General features: G+C 67.8%; 17 protein-coding genes and 1 pseudogene. 9 read left to right on the forward strand and 9 right to left on the reverse strand.

The window, feature by feature from the left end; translation table 11 throughout:
- The first annotated feature begins 85 nt into the window (after positions 1-85).
- Positions 86-397: a MazG nucleotide pyrophosphohydrolase domain-containing protein gene (locus tag MOQ72_RS08090; RefSeq protein WP_242181534.1), complete on the forward strand. Its 312-nt coding sequence runs from the start codon at positions 86-88 to the stop codon at positions 395-397.
- Between the two features lie 45 nt (positions 398-442).
- On the opposite strand, the pseudogene MOQ72_RS45995 reads toward MOQ72_RS08090, so the two are convergent.
- A pseudogene (locus MOQ72_RS45995) lies at positions 443-891 on the reverse strand (transposase family protein); the annotation flags it as partial.
- 336 nt (positions 892-1,227) lie between these two features.
- Here MOQ72_RS45995 and MOQ72_RS08100 point away from each other — a divergent pair.
- Entirely contained in the window at positions 1,228-1,473 is a 246-nt protein-coding gene (locus MOQ72_RS08100) for a S1 RNA-binding domain-containing protein (protein WP_242181536.1), read from the forward strand.
- Positions 1,474-1,776: 303 nt separating this feature from the next.
- Here MOQ72_RS08100 and MOQ72_RS08105 read toward each other — a convergent pair whose 3' ends face one another.
- Together MOQ72_RS08105 and MOQ72_RS08110 are read right to left on the reverse strand one after the other, a co-directional pair.
- Positions 1,777-3,528: a hydantoinase B/oxoprolinase family protein gene (locus MOQ72_RS08105; protein ID WP_242181537.1), complete on the reverse strand. Its 1,752-nt coding sequence runs from the start codon at positions 3,526-3,528 to the stop codon at positions 1,777-1,779.
- Positions 3,529-3,595: 67 nt separating this feature from the next.
- Positions 3,596-5,689 (reverse strand): hydantoinase/oxoprolinase family protein, encoded by a 2,094-nt coding sequence (locus MOQ72_RS08110; RefSeq protein ID WP_242181538.1) that lies wholly within the window; start codon positions 5,687-5,689, stop codon positions 3,596-3,598.
- A 115-nt stretch (positions 5,690-5,804) separates the two neighbouring features.
- Here MOQ72_RS08110 and MOQ72_RS08115 point away from each other — a divergent pair, with 115 nt between their 5' ends.
- Together MOQ72_RS08115 and MOQ72_RS08120 are read left to right on the forward strand one after the other, a co-directional pair.
- On the forward strand, positions 5,805-6,521 hold the full coding sequence (locus MOQ72_RS08115) for a GntR family transcriptional regulator (protein ID WP_242181539.1): 717 nt from the start codon (positions 5,805-5,807) through the stop codon (positions 6,519-6,521).
- A gap of 226 nt (positions 6,522-6,747) precedes the next feature.
- The gene (locus MOQ72_RS08120; protein ID WP_242181540.1) at positions 6,748-8,064 is read left to right on the forward strand and encodes an MFS transporter; all 1,317 of its coding nucleotides are present in this window, start codon (positions 6,748-6,750) and stop codon (positions 8,062-8,064) included.
- 17 nt (positions 8,065-8,081) lie between these two features.
- Here MOQ72_RS08120 and MOQ72_RS08125 read toward each other — a convergent pair whose 3' ends face one another.
- Entirely contained in the window at positions 8,082-9,638 is a 1,557-nt protein-coding gene (locus MOQ72_RS08125) for an APC family permease (protein WP_242181541.1), read from the reverse strand.
- A 134-nt stretch (positions 9,639-9,772) separates the two neighbouring features.
- Between MOQ72_RS08125 and MOQ72_RS08130 the strand changes: the two genes are divergently transcribed.
- A complete protein-coding gene (locus MOQ72_RS08130; protein ID WP_242181542.1) occupies positions 9,773-10,372 on the forward strand; it encodes a TetR/AcrR family transcriptional regulator in 600 nt (199 codons plus the stop codon).
- 58 nt (positions 10,373-10,430) lie between these two features.
- Complete coding sequence (locus MOQ72_RS08135) at positions 10,431-11,666, forward strand: Glu/Leu/Phe/Val dehydrogenase dimerization domain-containing protein (RefSeq protein ID WP_242181543.1); 1,236 nt, start codon at positions 10,431-10,433, stop codon at positions 11,664-11,666.
- Positions 11,667-11,692: 26 nt separating this feature from the next.
- Here the strand turns inward: MOQ72_RS08135 and MOQ72_RS08140 are convergent, their stop codons facing one another.
- On the reverse strand, positions 11,693-11,965 hold the full coding sequence (locus MOQ72_RS08140; protein WP_242181544.1) for an amidohydrolase family protein: 273 nt from the start codon (positions 11,963-11,965) through the stop codon (positions 11,693-11,695).
- 83 nt (positions 11,966-12,048) lie between these two features.
- On the opposite strand from MOQ72_RS08140, the gene MOQ72_RS08145 reads away from it, so the two are divergent.
- Positions 12,049-12,273, forward strand: coding sequence for an IclR family transcriptional regulator domain-containing protein (locus tag MOQ72_RS08145; protein ID WP_277953754.1), 225 nt, complete (start codon positions 12,049-12,051; stop codon positions 12,271-12,273).
- A gap of 34 nt (positions 12,274-12,307) precedes the next feature.
- On the opposite strand, the gene MOQ72_RS08150 is transcribed toward MOQ72_RS08145, so the two are convergent.
- From MOQ72_RS08150 to MOQ72_RS08165, 4 genes are all read right to left on the reverse strand, one after another.
- Positions 12,308-12,613 carry a hypothetical protein gene (locus tag MOQ72_RS08150; protein ID WP_242181545.1) on the reverse strand — a complete coding sequence of 102 codons (306 nt, stop codon included), beginning with the start codon at positions 12,611-12,613 and terminating at the stop codon, positions 12,308-12,310.
- A 204-nt stretch (positions 12,614-12,817) separates the two neighbouring features.
- Positions 12,818-13,282 carry an NUDIX domain-containing protein gene (locus MOQ72_RS08155; RefSeq protein WP_242181546.1) on the reverse strand — a complete coding sequence of 155 codons (465 nt, stop codon included), beginning with the start codon at positions 13,280-13,282 and terminating at the stop codon, positions 12,818-12,820.
- A gap of 831 nt (positions 13,283-14,113) precedes the next feature.
- The gene (locus MOQ72_RS08160; protein WP_242181547.1) at positions 14,114-14,509 is read right to left on the reverse strand and encodes a hypothetical protein; all 396 of its coding nucleotides are present in this window, start codon (positions 14,507-14,509) and stop codon (positions 14,114-14,116) included.
- A 167-nt stretch (positions 14,510-14,676) separates the two neighbouring features.
- On the reverse strand, positions 14,677-15,336 hold the full coding sequence (locus MOQ72_RS08165; protein ID WP_242181549.1) for a GNAT family N-acetyltransferase: 660 nt from the start codon (positions 15,334-15,336) through the stop codon (positions 14,677-14,679).
- Positions 15,337-15,452: 116 nt separating this feature from the next.
- Here MOQ72_RS08165 and MOQ72_RS08170 point away from each other — a divergent pair, with 116 nt between their 5' ends.
- Together MOQ72_RS08170 and MOQ72_RS08175 are read left to right on the forward strand one after the other, a co-directional pair.
- Positions 15,453-15,998, forward strand: a complete 546-nt coding sequence (locus MOQ72_RS08170) for an AAA family ATPase (RefSeq protein WP_242181551.1) — start codon at positions 15,453-15,455, stop codon at positions 15,996-15,998.
- 90 nt (positions 15,999-16,088) lie between these two features.
- Entirely contained in the window at positions 16,089-17,177 is a 1,089-nt protein-coding gene (locus MOQ72_RS08175) for a uroporphyrinogen decarboxylase family protein (RefSeq protein WP_242181553.1), read from the forward strand.
- Positions 17,178-17,346 lie beyond the last annotated feature (169 nt).

Genomic DNA, 17,346 nt, shown 5'->3' on the forward strand with positions numbered 1-17,346 from the left:
TGCACGTCTGCCTTGCACGTGTGCGTGGAGCCGCGCTTGCACCGCCGCGCAAACCAATCCGCGCACCTTCCTAAGCTGCGGAGTTGTGGATCTCAAGGAACTGACCGAAGAGGTTGAAGCCGTGTCGGCGGTCTACGCGCACAGGCACGGCATCGAGCGGACCCCGGAGTGGTTCGTGTTGAAACTGCAGGAGGAGGTCGGCGAGCTGACCCAAGCCTTCCTCATGAGCACCGGGCAGGCGCGGGACAAGGGCAAGACCCTGCCGGAGTTGAACGCGGACTTCCGCGCGGAAATCGCCGACGTCCTGTGCCAAACCCTGTTGCTCGCTCGCCACCACGGCATCGATCTGGAGGCCGCGGTAGCGGACAAATGGTTGATACGGGGATCCAACTCCTAAACCGCGCAACCCCCGCTGCTGCCAGATGAATGATTCCGGGCCGTGGCTCTCGCTGTTGGTCAGTGGCCGGTGGATCGGTGCGTTGGTGGTGTCGTTGTGCCAGATCGAGGCGGTGAGCGCAAGCAGTCGTTGCAGGATGCGGACGCAGACACCGACGACGGTGCGACCGCCGTGGCGTTCGAGGTCGAGCTGGGCCTTGAGGGTCTGGTTGATCGACTCGACAGCGTGCCGCAACGGTTTGAAAAGGGCGGTGCCGGGGCGTTCGGCTTCACCTTTGCTGGCGAACCCGATAGGCGGGCCACCCAGGGTCGCGATCAGATGCAGCCGCAGTCCCCAGAAGTAGCGTGAATGTGAGGCGTAGTACCGGTATTCGGCCCATCCGGCCAGCTCGGAGCGCTTGCATCACCGCCAACGTCACCAGCTCGGCATCGGTCAGCCGCGGCGCGAAACCGACCGGCGGACGCCACTGCCAGGTCCGGGCGATGCTTCAACAGGTCGTCGGTGGTGAGTTAGAGAGCGGTAGCAAGGGTGTCGATATCATTTGCTCACAACTTTGATCTATGACACCCTCGCGCGACATCGCGGCCTCGACACGCGGAATCAATTCCCGCGCAATATATTCCGTCAATCAGAGGCCTGCACCTTCGACGGCGGCAATGCGGTACGCCTCCTCGGTTCTGCTAACCTGGCGCTCGTGACTGCCGGGTCGGCTGTAGGCCGCGCACAGACGGGGTTCCCGGCCGCGCGGTGAGCGCGGCGCGGGCCAGAGGCCCCCCGCCCTCCGAACGCATCCCAACGATCTCTCGGGACTGCGAAAGGAGGTGAAATCAATGTCTTCTCGTGAGGTTTCGCTTGCCGAATGGCAGGCATTCCGGGAAGGGCACGAGGTCGGCGCCGTCGTCGACGCGACTGTGGTTTCGGTTGTTCCGTTCGGCGCGTTCGTCGAGGTCGCGCCCGGAATCCATGGTTTGCTGCACAAGGATTCATGGGACCAGACCCCACAAGTCGGTGAGTCGATGCCGGTTCGCATCGCAGAATGGGGACCGCCGCGACTGAGCGTCGCTCCCGCCCGATAACACCTGGTGTGGGGCCAGGTTCAGGCTGGCCCCACACCAGCAATCGTAGGCGGTCACACAACCAACCCCGTCACCCACCAACACTCGCGACCGGCCCGCCATACACACCAACCCCTTGGAATAACTCATCTAGTCGCGCCGAAGCCTGCTCGGCGCCGGTGAAAGTCGGCGTAGGGCGCGCCTTCCGCCGCCGCGTCGACCGCGAGTTCGCCGCGAGCCCGCAGCGCGCGGTCCGGTGGACCACGGTCGGGCGGGCAGCCGGTCGAGCAGTGCGTTGATGGGCAGCCTGCCAGGACGTGTCGACTAGGTCCCCTGCCCCATACCGCGCAGTGTGCGGGTGCGTTCCTCGTCTACCCGGTAGGAGCTCGGCGGGCGCACCCGTGCGTCGGCCGGACCGATGTAGTCGACGACCACCCCGTAATGCTCGCGCGCGGCGTCGATTCCGACGTATCCGTTCACGACGTCGTCCAGCACTTGCGGCACCGGTCGCCGCCGCGGGTCGCCGAAGCCGCCCCCTCCTGGGAACCGCAGTCGCACGCGGGTTTCAGGCCCCAGCCGCACGAGTTGCTTGCGCGGCAGGGTCTCGCCGGTGGCCAGGTCGACGAATTCCCCTGCCGCGCCCGGTTTTCCGCCTTCGGCACCCAGGGCTGGGTGCAGCACCCGGTCGACGTTCGCGTTGACGCTCCAGCCGGAAGCACCGCGGCGGCGGACGTCCACGACCTGCCCCAGCCCGCCCCGGTGCAGCCCCGGTCCACCGGAGTCGGGGCGCAGTTCCCGCCTTTCCTGCACCAGCGGCGTCAACGCCTCCAGCACCTCGGTCGGTGCGGCGCGCACTCCGGTGGGGAAGCCGGTGGTGGTCAGCCCGTCCTGACGCGGTCGACCGCCGCTGCCGCCCGCGCCGAAGACGGTCAGGGTGAACGGTTCCGCCTCGTCGACGTCGGCTCCTCGCCACACCGTCATCCAGAGGGCGTCGGCGCTGGGCGCGGGGAGACGACCGCCCAGTGCTGGGCGCAGTGCCTCGAACAGCAGGCTCGGCAGGAAGTGGCCGACCAGGTGGCGGGAGGCGACCGGCGCCGGGTCGATGCAGTTGAGCACCGAGCCGCGCGGGGCGGTCACCTCGATCGGCCGGAAGGAACCCGCGTTGTGCGGAACCTCCGGCGCGAGTGCCGCTTTGAACGCGAAGGACGTGTAAGCGTGCGTGTAGTTGAGCACCACGTTGACGCCGTAGCGCGACTGCGGCGAGGAGCCCGCGTAGTCCACTTTGGCCGAATCACCGTCGATGGTGACCTTGACCTGCAGGCGCAATTCCTCGTCACCGAAGCCGTCGGTGCGCAGTTGGCCGGTGTAGTCCCCGTCGGGCAGGTCGGCCAGCGCAGCGCGCAACGCCGCCTCCGAGCGACGCATGATCTCCGCCGCGACCTCGTCGACGCCGTCGAGTTCGAACTCGTCCATCAGCCGCAGCAGGCTTCGCGCCCCGACCTCGTTGCCAGCCACCTGCGCGTAGATGTCGCCCATCGTCTCGTCCGGGGTGCGGACGTTGCTGCGGATGATCTGCTCCAGCACCGGGTCCGGCCTACCCGCGTGCCGCAGCTTCAGGATGGGCAGCCGCAGGCCCTCCTCGAACACCTCGGTTGCCGCCGCGGACAGGATCCGCCCGCCGATGTCCGGGGCGTGGCAACAGCTGGCGAACCAGGCGACCAGCCGCCCAGCGCGGAACACCGGGGTCGCCACCGTGAGATCGTTGATCTGCCCGGAGGTCATCCACGGGTCGTTGGTGATCAGCACGTCCCCGTCGGCAAGCGCGTCCGGCGGGAAGGCGGCGGTGACGTGCCGCATGCCGGTGGCCATCGCGTTGATGTGGCCGGGCGTGCCGCCGGTGGACTGCCCGATCATCAGGCCCCGCGAGTCGAACACCGCGCAGGCCAGGTCCAGCGACTCCCGCACCACCGGGCTGAAGGCGGTCCCGACCAGCGCGGCTTGCTGCTCGTTGAGCAGCGAGTGCAGCCGGTTCGCGACCAGTCCGACGACGATCGGGTCGAGATGCCGTTGGGTCACGATGCCTCCACAGCGTCTTGCGGGACACCCGCACCCGGTCGGCCCCGCAAGCGGGGAGAATTGTCACTCACGGGGCCTCCTCGGGCTGCAGGTCGATGACGATGCTGCCGTCCTTGCCGACTCGGCAGCGCATGCCCGGCGCCAGCACCAGGGTTGCCTCCCGCTCCTCGACCAGGGCCGGACCGCGCAGCACCGAGTCCGGCGCCAGCAGGTAGCGGTCGTAGACCGGGGTGTCGACGTAGCCGCCGGACTGTGGGAAGTACGCGGCGCGGTGGCCGATCAGCGCATCGCGGGAGCCGCTGGTGGGGCGCAACCGCATTCGCGCATCGGATTCGGGGCCGCGGGTGGTCAGCCGCCAGCTCAGCACCTCGATCGCGACGTCGTGCGGCGCGACGTCGCCGAACCGGAGTCGGTACTGCTCGGCGAAGTTGCGGCGCACCTGCGCGTGCCAGTTCGAGCCGACCGGCGGGACGGGTACTTCGATTTCGCTGCCTTGGCCGACGAAACGCATCTCCAGGCTGCGGCTGTGCGACATTTCGCCGTCGGCGACACCGGAATCCCGCAGGATCTCCGCGCCGTCGCGCTCCATCCCGGCGAACAACTCCCGTGCCCGTTCGACGCTGACGGTGGAGAGCTCGGCGTGCCAGGACGACACCAGGTCGATGGACATCGGCGCGGACAGGAAACCCAGCGCGCTGAGCACCCCGGCCGCCGGTGGCGCGATCACCGCGGGCGAACCGAGCGCCCGAGCGACGCCCGGTCCGTGCAGCGGACCGTTGCCGCCGGAGACGAACAGCGCGAGCCTGCGGGGGTCCTGGCCGCGCTCGACGGCGTGCACCCGCGCTGCGGCGGCCATGTTTTCGTTGACGGTGGCGTGGACCCCCCACGCTGCCTCGGGAACGGTGATCCCCATCGGTTCGGCGATCTGCTCTTCGATGGCGCGGGAGGCGGCCGCGGCGTCCAGTTCCATCTGGCCACCGAGGAAACTGCCCGGATCCAGGTAGCCGAGCACCAGGTCGGCGTCGGTGACGGTGCAGGCGGTCCCGCCCCGCCCGTAGCAGACCGGGCCGGGTTCGGACCCGGCCGAATCCGGGCCGACGGTGAGCAGGCCCAGCGGGTCGACTCGGGCGATGGACCCGCCACCGGCGCCGATCTCGATCATGTCGATGACCGGCGCTCGCACCGGCAGTCCCGAACCGGCGCGCAGCCGGTAGACGCGGTCGACCTCGAACGTGTGGGTCACCAGCGGGCGGCCGTCCTCGACGGTGCACAGCTTCGCCGTGGTGCCACCCATGTCGAAGGCCATCTGGTCGGGCCGGTCGGCGGCCCGGCCGAACGCCACAGCGCCGAGCGCACCCCCCGCCGGACCGGATTCCAGCATCCGGATCGGGAACCGCCGGGCGGTGTCCACTGTGGCCACTCCGCCGTTGGACAGCATGATCAGCGGATCGTGCCGCAGCCCGAGCCGCCGCAGCCGGTGCCGCAGGTCGGCCAGGTAGTCGTCCACCAGGGCCTGCACGTAGACGTTCGCGATCGTGGTGGACGTCCGCTCGTACTCCCGGATCTCCGGGTTCACCTCGCTGGACAGGGCGATCTCCATGCCAGGCGCCACCGCGGCGAACACCTCGCGGGCCAGCTGCTCGTGCGCGGGGTTGCGATAGCTGTGCAGGAACGAGATGGCGACGGCCTCGATCCCCGCTTGGGCCAGCTCGACGGCGAGCCCGGCGAGGTGGTCGGTGTCCAGCGCGGTGACCGCGGTGCCGTCGGCGAGGATCCGTTCCCGGACGCCGAACCGCAGGTGGCGCGGCACCAGCGGGCGGGGCAGCTCCAGTTCGAGGTCGTAGAGGTCGTAGCGGTGTTCGCGGGCCATCTCCACGACGTCCCGAAAGCCTTCGGTGGTGATCAGCGCGGTGCGGGCGCCTTTTCGTTCGATCAGCGCGTTGGTGACCAGCGTCGTGCCGTGCACCACGGTGCTGACCGAGGCCGGGTCGAGGGCATGCGCGGCGAGCGTGTCGCGCAGCAGCGCCTCGACTGCGGCGGCCGGTTCGGCGTGCGTGGTGAGCGCCTTGCCGATCGCGACGATGCCCTCGTCGTCGAGAATGCACAAATCCGTGAAGGTGCCGCCGATGTCGACACCGACGCGCAGCTGGGGGAGGGGCATGCGACTTCCGTCCGGCACGCGAGACATGAGCCCGACGGTAAGGATCGTCGGACGATTCGGCAAGGCTCTGGGACAATCGGAGGCGGCATCGAGGCCGGGCGAGCGGAGTGGAGAAGTGACTTTCGACGGGGCAGTGCGGCCCAGCGAGCAGGTGCGGTCCGAGACCGCCGGGCTGACGCGGGAGAGCAGCGCCAGCCGGGTGGCCGATGCGCTGCGCGCCGGGATCATCGAGGGCCGCTACGAGCCGGGGACCCGGCTGTCGGAGGAACGCGTCCGGGAGGACCTCGGCGTTTCCCGCAGCACCCTGCGGGAGGCGTTCCGGCTGCTGATCCGGGAGCGCCTGCTCGTGCACGAGCTCAGTCGCGGCGTGTTCGTCCGGCAGTTGAGCAGGGACGACATCTCCGATCTGTACCGGGTGCGGCGGGTCGTCGAATGCGCGGCGTTGCGGCAGGTGGAGGTGCTGACCCCGGCGGGCCTGCGGCGGATGAGCGCGGCGATCGAGGACGGTCGGCGCGCCGAGCGGGAGGGGCAGTGGTCGCAGGTGGCGGCGGCCAGCATCCGCTTCCACGAGGCGCTGGTCGGGTTGGCCGACAGCCCGCGGTTGGACGGCCTGATCACCGAGGTGCTGGCCGAATTCCGGCTCGCCTACGCCTTCATGCACGACACGTCGGCATTCCACCAGCACTTCCTGCGGCGGCATCCGGCCATCGCCGACGCGGTGCGCGCGGGCGACCTCGACGGCGCGGCGGGCCTGCTGGACACCTACCTGCGCGACGCCGAACGAGAGGTGCTGGGCAGCTATGCCACCCCGGAACGTCGAAGTCGCCGATGATCCTTGCTGGATCGTCGGACGATAATCTATGGTCCCACGTGACCTGCGGCACGCCGATGGCGTAGCGCCGGGTTCCCCCAACCTCCGGGAGGTCCCGTGTCCGCCAGTTCAGCCGGAACGAAACTCGATGCGCCGGTATCGGCAGAGGAGGCCCCGTGAGTGACAATCTTTCCTGCTTGCGGGGCGGACCGGGTGCGGGTGTCCCGCAAGAGACTGTGGAGGCCCCGTGAGTGACAATCTTTCCTGCTTGCGGGGCCGACCGGGTGCGGGTGTCCCGCAAGACACTGCGATCCTGCGCCGGGCGACGCTCGGCGCCACCATCGGCAGCGTCGTCGAGTGGTTCGACATCGCCGTCTACGCGTACCTCGCCACCGCGATCGGCGCCGCGTTCTTCCCCGCCGAGGACCCGACGACGTCGCTGCTGAGCTCCTTCGCGGTGTTCGGATCCGCGTTCGTGGTCCGGCCGCTGGGCGGAATCTTCTTCGGTGCCCTCGGTGATCGGATCGGGCGACAGCGCACCCTCGCCTGGGTGATCATCCTCGTCTCCGGCGCCACCCTGTGCATCGGACTGCTGCCCGGATACTCGGCCGCCGGGGTGGCAGCCCCGGCGATGCTGGTGTTCTTGCGCCTGCTGCAAGGGTTTTCCGCTGGCGGGGAGATGGGCGGCGCGTCCGCGTTCGTCGCCGAGTTCGCCCCGGCCAGGCGGCGCGGCTACCTGGTGTCGCTGGTGGAGATGGGGTGCATCCTCGGCTTCCTGCTCGGCTCCGTCGTGGTGTTGCTGCTCAACGTCTGGCTCACCGACGAGCAGATCGTGGGCTGGGGTTGGCGCATCCCGTTCCTGCTCGCCGCCCCGCTCGGCCTAGTCGGCCTCTACATCCGGTCGCGGCTGGAGGAGACGCCGGAATTCGTCGCGTTGCGCAGCCGGGGCGAGCTGGCCCGCAATCCGCTGCTGGAGTCGGTCCGGTACCACTGGCGCGCGATCCTGAGCGTGGCGGGTTACTCCTTGTTCCAGAACGCCGCGTTGTACGCGATCCTCACCTACGTCCCGAGTCACCAAGCCAAGATCCTCGGTTACCCCGCTGTCGTCGCTTCGGTGTCGTCCGTGGTCAGCATGTGCGTGATCTGCGCGCTGATCCCGGTGATGGGGGCGGTTTCGGACCGCTTCGGCCGCCGCCCGGTGCTCGGTGGGTCCTGCCTGGCGGCCCTGGTGCTGTCCTATCCGCTGTTCTGGCTGATGGGGCAGGACAACGCGGTTCTCGCGGTGCTCGCGCACGTCGGGCTCGGGGTGGTCCTCGCGGTGTTCCTCGGCCCGACGCTGGCGGCGATGAACGAGCTGTTCGCGACTCGGGTGCGCTACGGCGGTTTCTCGCTGGGCTACAACATGTCGGTGGCGGCCTTCGGTGGAACCGCGCCGTTCCTGATCACCTTGCTCGTGGCCGGTTCCGGCAACCACGCCGCACCCGCGTTCTACATCATGGCCGCTGCGGTGGTGACGCTGCCGGTGGTGCTGGCGACTCGGGAGACGGCTCCAGCCCGGCATTGACAGTCCGAAGTGGATGTTCACGCTGTGACGGTTCGGGAGCGGTCCACACCGGATGCCGCCCGCCGGTTCTGCCGCCGCCCGATGAGGGCGAATGCCAAGCCGGTCAGTCCGAATGCGGCCAGCGGCACGAGTTGCGTCAGCTCGTAGGCGAGTCGCTGGCCTTCGAACCCGGTTGGCAACGAGTCATCGGGGCTTCCCGTGGTTCCGAACCATCCCACTCCCAGGCCCGGCCACACCAGCTGCGCCAAGGTGTAGACGACGATCGCCGTCGTGAGCAGCGAGGCGACAACACCGCCGAGCCGTCCGCCCGGCACGGTGAACGGGCGTGGCACGTTCGGGAACTTGCGGCGGAGCACCGGAAGCGTTGGGAACAGCAGCATGTAGGCGACCATCGTCATCGAGATCGCGAGGTTCAAACCGGCGCTGAAGTACTTTCCGCTGTCGCCGCCGGAAATGTTCAGCGCGGCGATCATGACGGCCGTGGCGAGAACGCCAGCGAGTACGTTGATCCGCACCGGAGTCCCGCGCTTTTCCGACAGCACACCGAAGAACCGCGGCCCAGCCCCGTCCGCGCAGGCGGTGGCCTGGGCACGGCTTTCCCCGAGCGCCCAGGACACCCCGCTGGTGAACAGGGCGACGATGAGCCCGACCGCCGAAATCACCCCGACGACAGCACCGAATCCAGTCAGCTGGATCGTTCCGTCGGGCAGCACCTCGCCGCCGTAGACGGTGAAGACGGCCTTGCACGCGTCGATGAAACCGCCCAGGCTGCTGACCTGGTCACCCGGCAGGACCAGCAGGATACCGGCGACCGGGGCGGCCACCATGAGGAAGGACGTAGCGCCGGAACGAAGCACGGCCAGCGGGATCGCCCGCTGCGGCTGGTCCATCTCCTCGGCGGCGGAGCTGGACAGCTCGAAGCCGACGAAGGTGAACACGATGACCGGGACCAGAGCGATGAACCCGGTGTAGGTGGGCGTGAAGTCGCCCCAGTCCAAGGTTTGCACGCCACGTTGGATGCCGTAGATGACCGTCGAGATGAAGAAGAATCCGAGCAGAATCATGCGTGCCAACGCCCCGGCTGCCGGTACCCAGCGGCCCACGTCGAGCGACACCGACGTGCACAGCACGCCGACCCAGATGAACAACAGGCCCGCGACGTAGGTCCAAGTCCCGGAGAGCGGATGGACGAACGTCGAGAAGGTCTCCATCGCGACGACGCACAACGTGCCGCCGACCCAGACCGGATTGGACAGCCAGTAGATCGCCTGCACGACTCCCGCGACCAGTCGGCCGAACGCCAGCCGGGTCCAGGTGTACTGCCCGCCCTCCAGCGGGAAAGTCGCACTCAGCTCGGCCACGATGAGCCCGTAGGGAACGAAGAACAACGCTGCCAGGACCAGCAGCCACGTGAAGGCTTCATGGCCGGAGGCGGCCAGCGATCCGATCGTGTCCAGACCGACGAGCGAGCACAGCAGCAGGAAGAAGGCGTCGAACCGACTCAGACTCCGCCTGAGCTTCGCTTTGTTCGCGCGCAGGAAATCCGTGTCACCGGTCGCGATCGGTTCGGGCACTAGTCCTCCCTGGTCGGACTTCGGTAGCGAACGATCCGTTCCACAGCTGCTAACTGAATGATCAAGCAGTACGAGGGGCCCAAGACTGCGACGCAGGTCCCACGATGTCAACCCTGACGGGTAGATTCATCGTCATGCCACGCGTGAAGAAAGAAGTCGGCGCCCGTCGCGAGGAGATACTGACGACCACGCTCGATTTGATCACTGAGCGCGGGGTCAGCGGGCTGCGCGGCAGTGACGTCGCGGTTCGTCTCAACGTCAGCACGGCCTTGGTCTTCTACCACTTCGAATCGCTCGACAACCTCATCATGAGCGCGTTCCGCCATGCCACCGAACGAGATCTCGGCCGGCTCGACAACCTGCTGGCAGAGGCGGACGGCAGTGTGACCGAGCGACTGCGCACGGCGTTGAACGAGTACGGCCCGACCGGCGCCGCTCCAAGTTGGCGGTTGTGGATCGAGGGATGGTCGGCGTCGCTGCGAGATTCCGAACTGCGCGGGGTCATACGCACGCTCGACAGCCGCTGGCGCGCTGTTGTCACCGACCTCATCGGGCAAGGGGTTGCGGCCGGGGAGTTTCGGACCGCGGATCCGCGGGGGGCGGCCTGGCGGCTCACGGCGATGCTCGACGGATTGGCCGTGCAGCGGGTCGCCTTCGACGAGGCCGTGTCGAAAACTGATGTGGCGAACTGGATTGCCACCGCCCTCGCGGCGGAGCTCGGGCTCACCGCTTGACCCGCCACCTGGGCGCTGCTACTAACTGTCTGACGATTCAGTTAGCCCGGAGGCGATCGTGACGCTCACCCTGCCGCATGCCCTCACCGCGAATGCCGCTGCGGCCGATGTCCCGTTCTTCGAGGTCAGCTGGCACGACCCCGAGTCGAGCGCGACGGGTTACCTGGTGATCGATCGCCTCGTGCGCGGCCTGTGCAGTGGCGGTCTGCGAATGCGCGCCGGTTGCACCGCGACCGAGGTGCGGGGGCTCGCGCGGGGCATGACCCTCAAAGAGGCCATCCACTACGAGCCGGGGGCGCGATACGTGCCCTTGGGCGGGGCCAAGGGCGGAATCGACTTCGACCCGTACGATCCCGCCGCGGAGGGTGTGCTGGAGCGCTACCTCGCCGCGATGGCTCCGCTGATCGAACGGCGGTGGACCATGGGGGAGGACTTCGGGGTCCGCCAGGACGCAGTTGACCGTGCTATCGAGAAGATCGGCCTGACCAGTTCGGTGCAGGCCGCCCATCAGGCTGTTGCGGACCTGCCCGCCGCGAAACAACGCATGGCCACCGCATTCACGTCCGATGTGGACGGTGTCCGACTCGACGAATTGGTGGGCGGCTTCGGCGTCGCCGAGGCGGCGCTCGCCGCGCTCGGACACCGCGGTATGAACCCGGCGGCCACCACCGCATTCATCCAGGGGTTCGGTTCGATGGGCGGTGCTTCGGCGCGATACCTCGCGCGCGCCGGTGTTCGGATCGTCGGGATCGCCGACGTCCACGGCGTCGTGGCGAACCAAGCCGGACTCGACGTCGAGCGGCTCCTGCTGACCCGCGACCGCAGCGGAACCATCGACCGCACCCAGCTGCGCCACACCGACCGCATCGAGCCGGGGGAGCGATGGCTGGACATCCCCGCCGACCTGCTCGTCCCCGCGGCGACGTCGTACTGCGTCAATGCGGACAACCAAGACCGAGTTCAAGCACGCGTGATCGCGGAGGCGGCGAACATGCCCATCACTCCGGAAGCGGAGGAGGCGCTCGGCGCGCGCCGGGTGACCGTCTCGCCCGACTTCCTGGCGAACTCGGCGACCAACGCGTGGTGGTGGTGGGTCCTGTTCGGCGACATCGACGGGAGCCCCGCGCAATCGTTCACGAAGATCGCGGATCGAATCGGCGCCCTGAGCGAGCAGATGTTCAACCGCGCCGACGACGAGGGAACCACAACTCGGACAGCGGCATTCGCGATGGCCAGCGAACGACTGGCGGAACTGACCGCGCGGTTCGGTCACGTCACAACCCCGACACGTTAGCGGGTGCGCGGATCGACTGGTGTTTCCTACAGTGCGAACAGCTTTCGCGCGTTGCCGCCAAGGATGTTGTGCTTGGCCACCTCGTCGAGGAAGGGGATGGCCATGACGCGGCCGGGCAGGTCGAAGTCCCAGTGCGGCCAGTCCGAGGAGTAGAGCAACGTGTTCGGGGCGTCCATGGCGCGGAAGGTGGATTCCAGCAGGTTCACGTCCGTGATTTCCATGGGCTGCGAGGTGTAGTACATCTGCCGCATGTAGTCGCTGGGGAGTTGGCGCAGCAGCGGCGCCGCGGACTGCCGCATGAGGTACTCGTGGTCGAGGCGCGCATCATGAACGGGATCCAGGCCAGGCCGCTTTCGATCCAGATGACCTTAGGGACGACTACCTGCGCGAAGTCGCGCGCGACGTCGGACGAGGCTGGGCGGTCAGCAACCAGGAGATCGACGAAGGGGTCTGGGCGGCCTCCGCCCCGGTCACCGAGGTGGGCCGCACAGTCGCCGCAGTCTCCGCACCATGCCTCGCTTTCCGACTGGACGAGAAGAAACGAGCCCTCGTCATCGACCTCGTCCAGAAAACCGCGTTGCAGATCTCCAACGCCCTCGGGGCCTGATGCATCCGGCAACCGGTGTTCTGGCGCACCAAGATCAGGACGAAGAAGGCTCAATTGGATTGGTCACCGAGCGGGACGCGTCTGCGTACCGTTTGGTGTCAAGCTGCTGCCAGCGTGCGAGCCCGTGCGGAACGTAGGGGAGGGCTTTGCCGAGGAATCTGATATTTTCGTCCTGATGGTTCTGTAGCCGATTGCTGAGGTCCATGATTTCGGTTATGCAAAGGTCGAGTATCTTCCTGGCCGCTGTTACCGCCTCCTCAAGTGAATAGTCGTTGTGGTAGGCGAGGACTGCGGGCAGGGTGAGTGCCAGCCGTGGCTCCGGTTCGCTGGTGAAGCTCAAGATGTCATTGAAAAATCCCGTAGCTCGACCACTGCAAGAGGCTGGTACCGCAGAACAGTAGGAGCCCGCCAGCCTGGTCATGTTGAAAGTTCTGCGATGTTGAACGCCCACCCACGCGCGGGCCGGTCGCCCGAGCAGATGGAGTCGTGAGTGCGTAACCGGGCTCCAACCCGGTTGCGCACTCACGACTGCTTGCTGGGGTGTTCAGAAGCCGTAGGTGGTTATTCGGGGGAGGGTTTTGGTTTGGAGGTGTTGGAGGATGTAGTGCTCGTGGGGGACCGTGGGGTTCGGTAGTTCTTCCAGGGGGAACCATTGCAGGTCTGCTGCTTTGTCGGGTTCGGCTCGGTGGGGGTGGCCCGTCCAGCTGCGGCATTCGAAGAAGAAGTCGACCCGTTCGTTCAGCGGTTTGCTGTCGCCCTGGGTTCGGTGCATTACCGATAGCGGTACCAGGTCCTCGGCCGCGATCGCGATGCCCAGTTCTTCAGCTGCTTCCCGGCATGCCGCTTCGACGACCGATTCGCCGGATTCGACGTGGCCTGCTACGGCCATTGCCCAGTGGCCGTCCATGTAGCCGGTGTCCTGTCGGAGTTGGAGCAGCACTTGCTCGCCATCGTCGGATCTGCGGAGCGCGACGTAGACGGATGGAACGACCTGGAATCGATCAGCCATGGAAGCGACTTTAGAGCAACGCAGCCGCGCCAAGAAGTCCACAGTGGAAGATCCGCCCGCGATGTGGCGCAGCACGGGAGTGGGCTCCTGCCATTGCTCCTTGAGGTGCGCGTTCGATGCATCTGCCTCGGGAGAGGCCGGGCGGGTGCTAGAACGTTGACTCGCGATGAGCGCAGGAGAGGAGACCGTTCGTGCTCGGTACGGGGACGGCGTCCCGCATCACCATTCGCGCGTTGTGCGCGGCAATCGCGATACCCCTCGGCTTGCTGCTGGCGGCATGTGGTTCGTCCCCGCCGACGGGCGGCGCGGAGTCGACCACCGCGACCCAGCAGAGCCCTGGTGAGTCCGGCGGCGACGTGTACAGCCAGCAGATCCTCGTTTCTCGCGCTGATGGGCAGTTCGACTGGGTCACGGTGTTCATCGTGCGCAAGCCGGACGACGACCTGGCGATCGTGGACGCGGGAAGATCTGGACGACTTCCGCGCGAACAACAACCTCTTCAGCGAGGACGACGAGATCACCTTGCCGAAGGACTTCCCCTCGATCGACACGACGGGAGACATCGAACTGATCACGGTTTCGGGTCACACCAGCACATCCTGGATGTGGTGGCTGTCGGGCGGAATCGTCTTGGTGGCGATCATCGGCGGCGGTGGATTCCTCTGGATGCGTGCGAGCGGTCGGAATCCCCGAGCTGCGGCTCCGGACACAGGCCCGCAAGGGCCTGCACCGTAGGGCGCCGTTGCTCGACCACTGCCGCTGGCCGCGGGTCAGGATCCGTACGATTATGTGCTCCACATCACAACCGCGAGATCGGGTGGGGTCGGGACGTCAGAGCGTGAGGGACGCCCAGCCGCCACCCTCGGCGAGCAGCGTCTGCACGCCCTTGGCGTGGTCCGCGAACCCGGCGAGGTCGCTGTGCAGCAGCGCGGTGCGTTCGCTGTCCAGCGGCGCGGTGTCGCCCTGCCACAGCTCGCACGTCCAGCTCGCGGCCGGGTACATCGACCGCAGCAGCCCGACGACCTTGGCGGACTCGGAACCACCCGCGGCCAGGTAGTCCGAAAGTATTTCGTCACACGTCGCCATCAGTTCCCGCAGGCCGTGCACCGCTTCGCCGGGGCTGCCGTCCCAGTCGGCGCTAGGCCAAGCGGACGAGCTGAGCGCGAGCCACAACCGCCACCCAGCGATCAGCTCCTCGTGGTCCCGTGGCGTCCACTGCCCGTCCATATCCCGAGTGTGCGCCAATTCCGGTGTTCCGGACGGATGGCATTGCTCACTTTCGCGACAGCTCGGCGGAACCAGAACTGAACGCCCGCGTTCCCGAGGGCATCAGCTCGGGCTGTCGGTGCCCACAGTGGACGGATCGGCCGCGGGGTTCCCTGTGGGGGCGGCCACTACTCACCGTCCTCCGGGTTCATGCCGAGCAGGGGCAGGCATGGGGCGAGGCCGTCGACGTGGACGGGGATGGTGCGGTGCTGTTCCCAAGCCGACCGGGTGAGGCGGAGCCGACGTTCGATCGCCAGGGTTCCGCGGATCACACGACGGTTGATGCCGTCGGATTGGTACCCGAACCTGCCGGAAACTGCCTGCGAGGCGACGTTGTGCTCGAACGCACTGGAGACGGCCTCCGCCGCGTCCAACTCGGCGAAGGCCAGGTGCAGGACCGCGGCCCGCATCTCGGTGCCGATCCCGCGTCCCTGATGACGTTGTCCCAACCAGGAGCCGGTGTGCACCTCGTGGGTGATGGCGAGGTCTCGCGCGCCGATGGTCTGCTGCCCCACGATGACACCCTCGTGGAAGACCGTGAGGTCCAGCGACCAGTCCTGCGGCGTCCAGTTCCCCAACTGCCGCCAGTGGTGCTGGACGACGCTTCGGGCGACGTCCGCGGGTGGCTGGTCGGTCCACGGGACCGAGAAGGGCATGACGTCGGGATCGTGGATACCGCCAGCCGCCAGATCGGCCAGCGAACCGAGTTCCTCCGGGGACGGCAGGCGAAGTTCGAGGCGCGGTGTCCTCAGCCGCAGCCCGAGCAATGGGAAGTGGTCAACGAGCATGGCCCCATCCTGATCGGTAGGCGGCGATGGAGCACGTCCATTTCTTGAGCATCACCGGGCCGCGCGCTGGTGCGCGCCTGCGGTCGCTGCGCTGTCGAGGGCTTGGACTTTCGGTCGTGGCGTGCGTGGGGAGCGGGGACACGCGGCTGGTCGTGTTGCGCGGTCCTTCGGGTTCGGGCAAATCCTCGACGGCACGCCGGTTGCGGGCTCATCTCGGGCGTGGTGTCGCGCTCGTCGAGCAGGACTACCTTCGGCGGGTCGTGCTCAAGGAGCGGGATGTGCCTGGCGGGGCGAACATCGAGCTGATCTCCGCGACCGCGCGATTCGCCCTCGACCGCGGGTGGCACGTCATCGTCGACGGCATCATGTACGCCGAGCGCTACCGGGAGATGCTCGATCAGCTGCGGCGTGATCATCTCGGCAGCAGTGCGTTCTACTACTTCGATGTGGCCTGGGAGGAGACGCTGCGGCGTCACGAAACTCGGCCCCAGGCCGCCGAATTCGGCGTCGAGGAGATGCGGGGGTGGTATCGCGACGCCGATCTGCTGGGTTTCGTCGCGGAGCGCACGATTCCCCAGGTATCGACGCTGGATGAGACCGTGACCCGCATCCTGCGCGAGGCGTTCGGCGGGCAGGGCGGGGGAGGCCGCGCCGAGAAGTGATCGCGCCAGACCCCTGGCGTTCGGAGTTAGGGTGCTCCCCGCAGTCGGTTCAGTTGCGTCGTCATCGCCGCCGAACGTTGGGAGTAGGCCATGTCAGCACAGCCATCCACCGCGACCTCTGCCGCGACAGCCGGGCAGGCGCCAGCCTCGATGCCGTTGCTTCCCACCTCGCTGGTCGGCAGTTACGCGCAGCCTGAGTGGCTGATCGACCGCGCGAAGCTCGCCGGTCGGTTCCCGCCCCGGGTCCGCGCCCGCGAGCTGTGGCGGATCGAACCCGAACACCTGGCCGAGGCCCAGGACGACGCCACGATCCTCGCGATCCGCGCTCAGGAGGACGCCGGGCTCGACATCCTGACCGACGGGGAGATCCGGCGGGAGAGCTACTCCAACCACTTCGCCACCGCCCTCGACGGCGTCGACATCGACAACCCCGGCACGGCGCTGGACCGCAGCGGCCATCCCAATCCGGTGCCGCGCATCGTCGGACCGATCGCGCGTCGGTATCCGATCGAGGTCGACGACCTGCGTTTCCTGCGCGCCCACACCGATCGCCCGGTGAAGATGACCGTGCCGGGTCCGTTCACCATGTCCCAGCAGGCGCAGAACGACCACTACCCGGACGCGGAGGCCGCCGCGATGGACTACGCGGCCGCCGTGAACGCCGAGATCAAGGACCTGCACGCCGCGGGCGCGGACATCGTGCAGATCGACGAGCCGTACATGCAGGCGCGGCCCGACGCCGCCCGCGCCTACGGGCTGGCGGCGCTCAACGCCGCCCTCGACGGAGTCAGCGGCGTGACGGCCGTGCACATCTGCTTCGGCTACGCGGCGATCATCCACGCGCGGCCCGAGGGGTACTCGTTCCTTCCCGAGCTGGCGGGCTGCCCGGTGGACCAGATCTCCATCGAGACCGCCCAGTCCGGACTGGACCTCGGGGTGCTCGCCGATCTCACCGACAAGACGATCATCCTCGGGGTGCTCGACCTGTCCGACCCCGAGGTCGAGAGCATCGACACCGTGGCCGAGCGCACCCGTCGGGCGTTCGATTGGGTCGGGCCGCAGCAGGTGGTCATGGCCACTGACTGCGGGATGAAGTACCTGCCGCGGGAGTCCGCGTTCGGCAAGCTGCGTGCGATGGCCCAGGCAGCGGCGCTGCTGCGGCGCGAACTCAACGGCTGACCGCGCACCGGGATCTCCGGCCGAGGTCGACAGTCCACAGCTGGCGAGCTCGGCCGGAGATCTTTTTGGGCAGTACGCCGGAAATTCGACCGCAGTGGCGCACGCTGCCGGTACAACGGCGGCGGATTCGAACATTTCGCCACGTTGGTCGCTGCGTGAACTCAGCCGC

The organism is Saccharopolyspora soli (genome assembly GCF_022678645.1).
GTDB lineage: Bacteria > Actinomycetota > Actinomycetes > Mycobacteriales > Pseudonocardiaceae > Saccharopolyspora > Saccharopolyspora soli.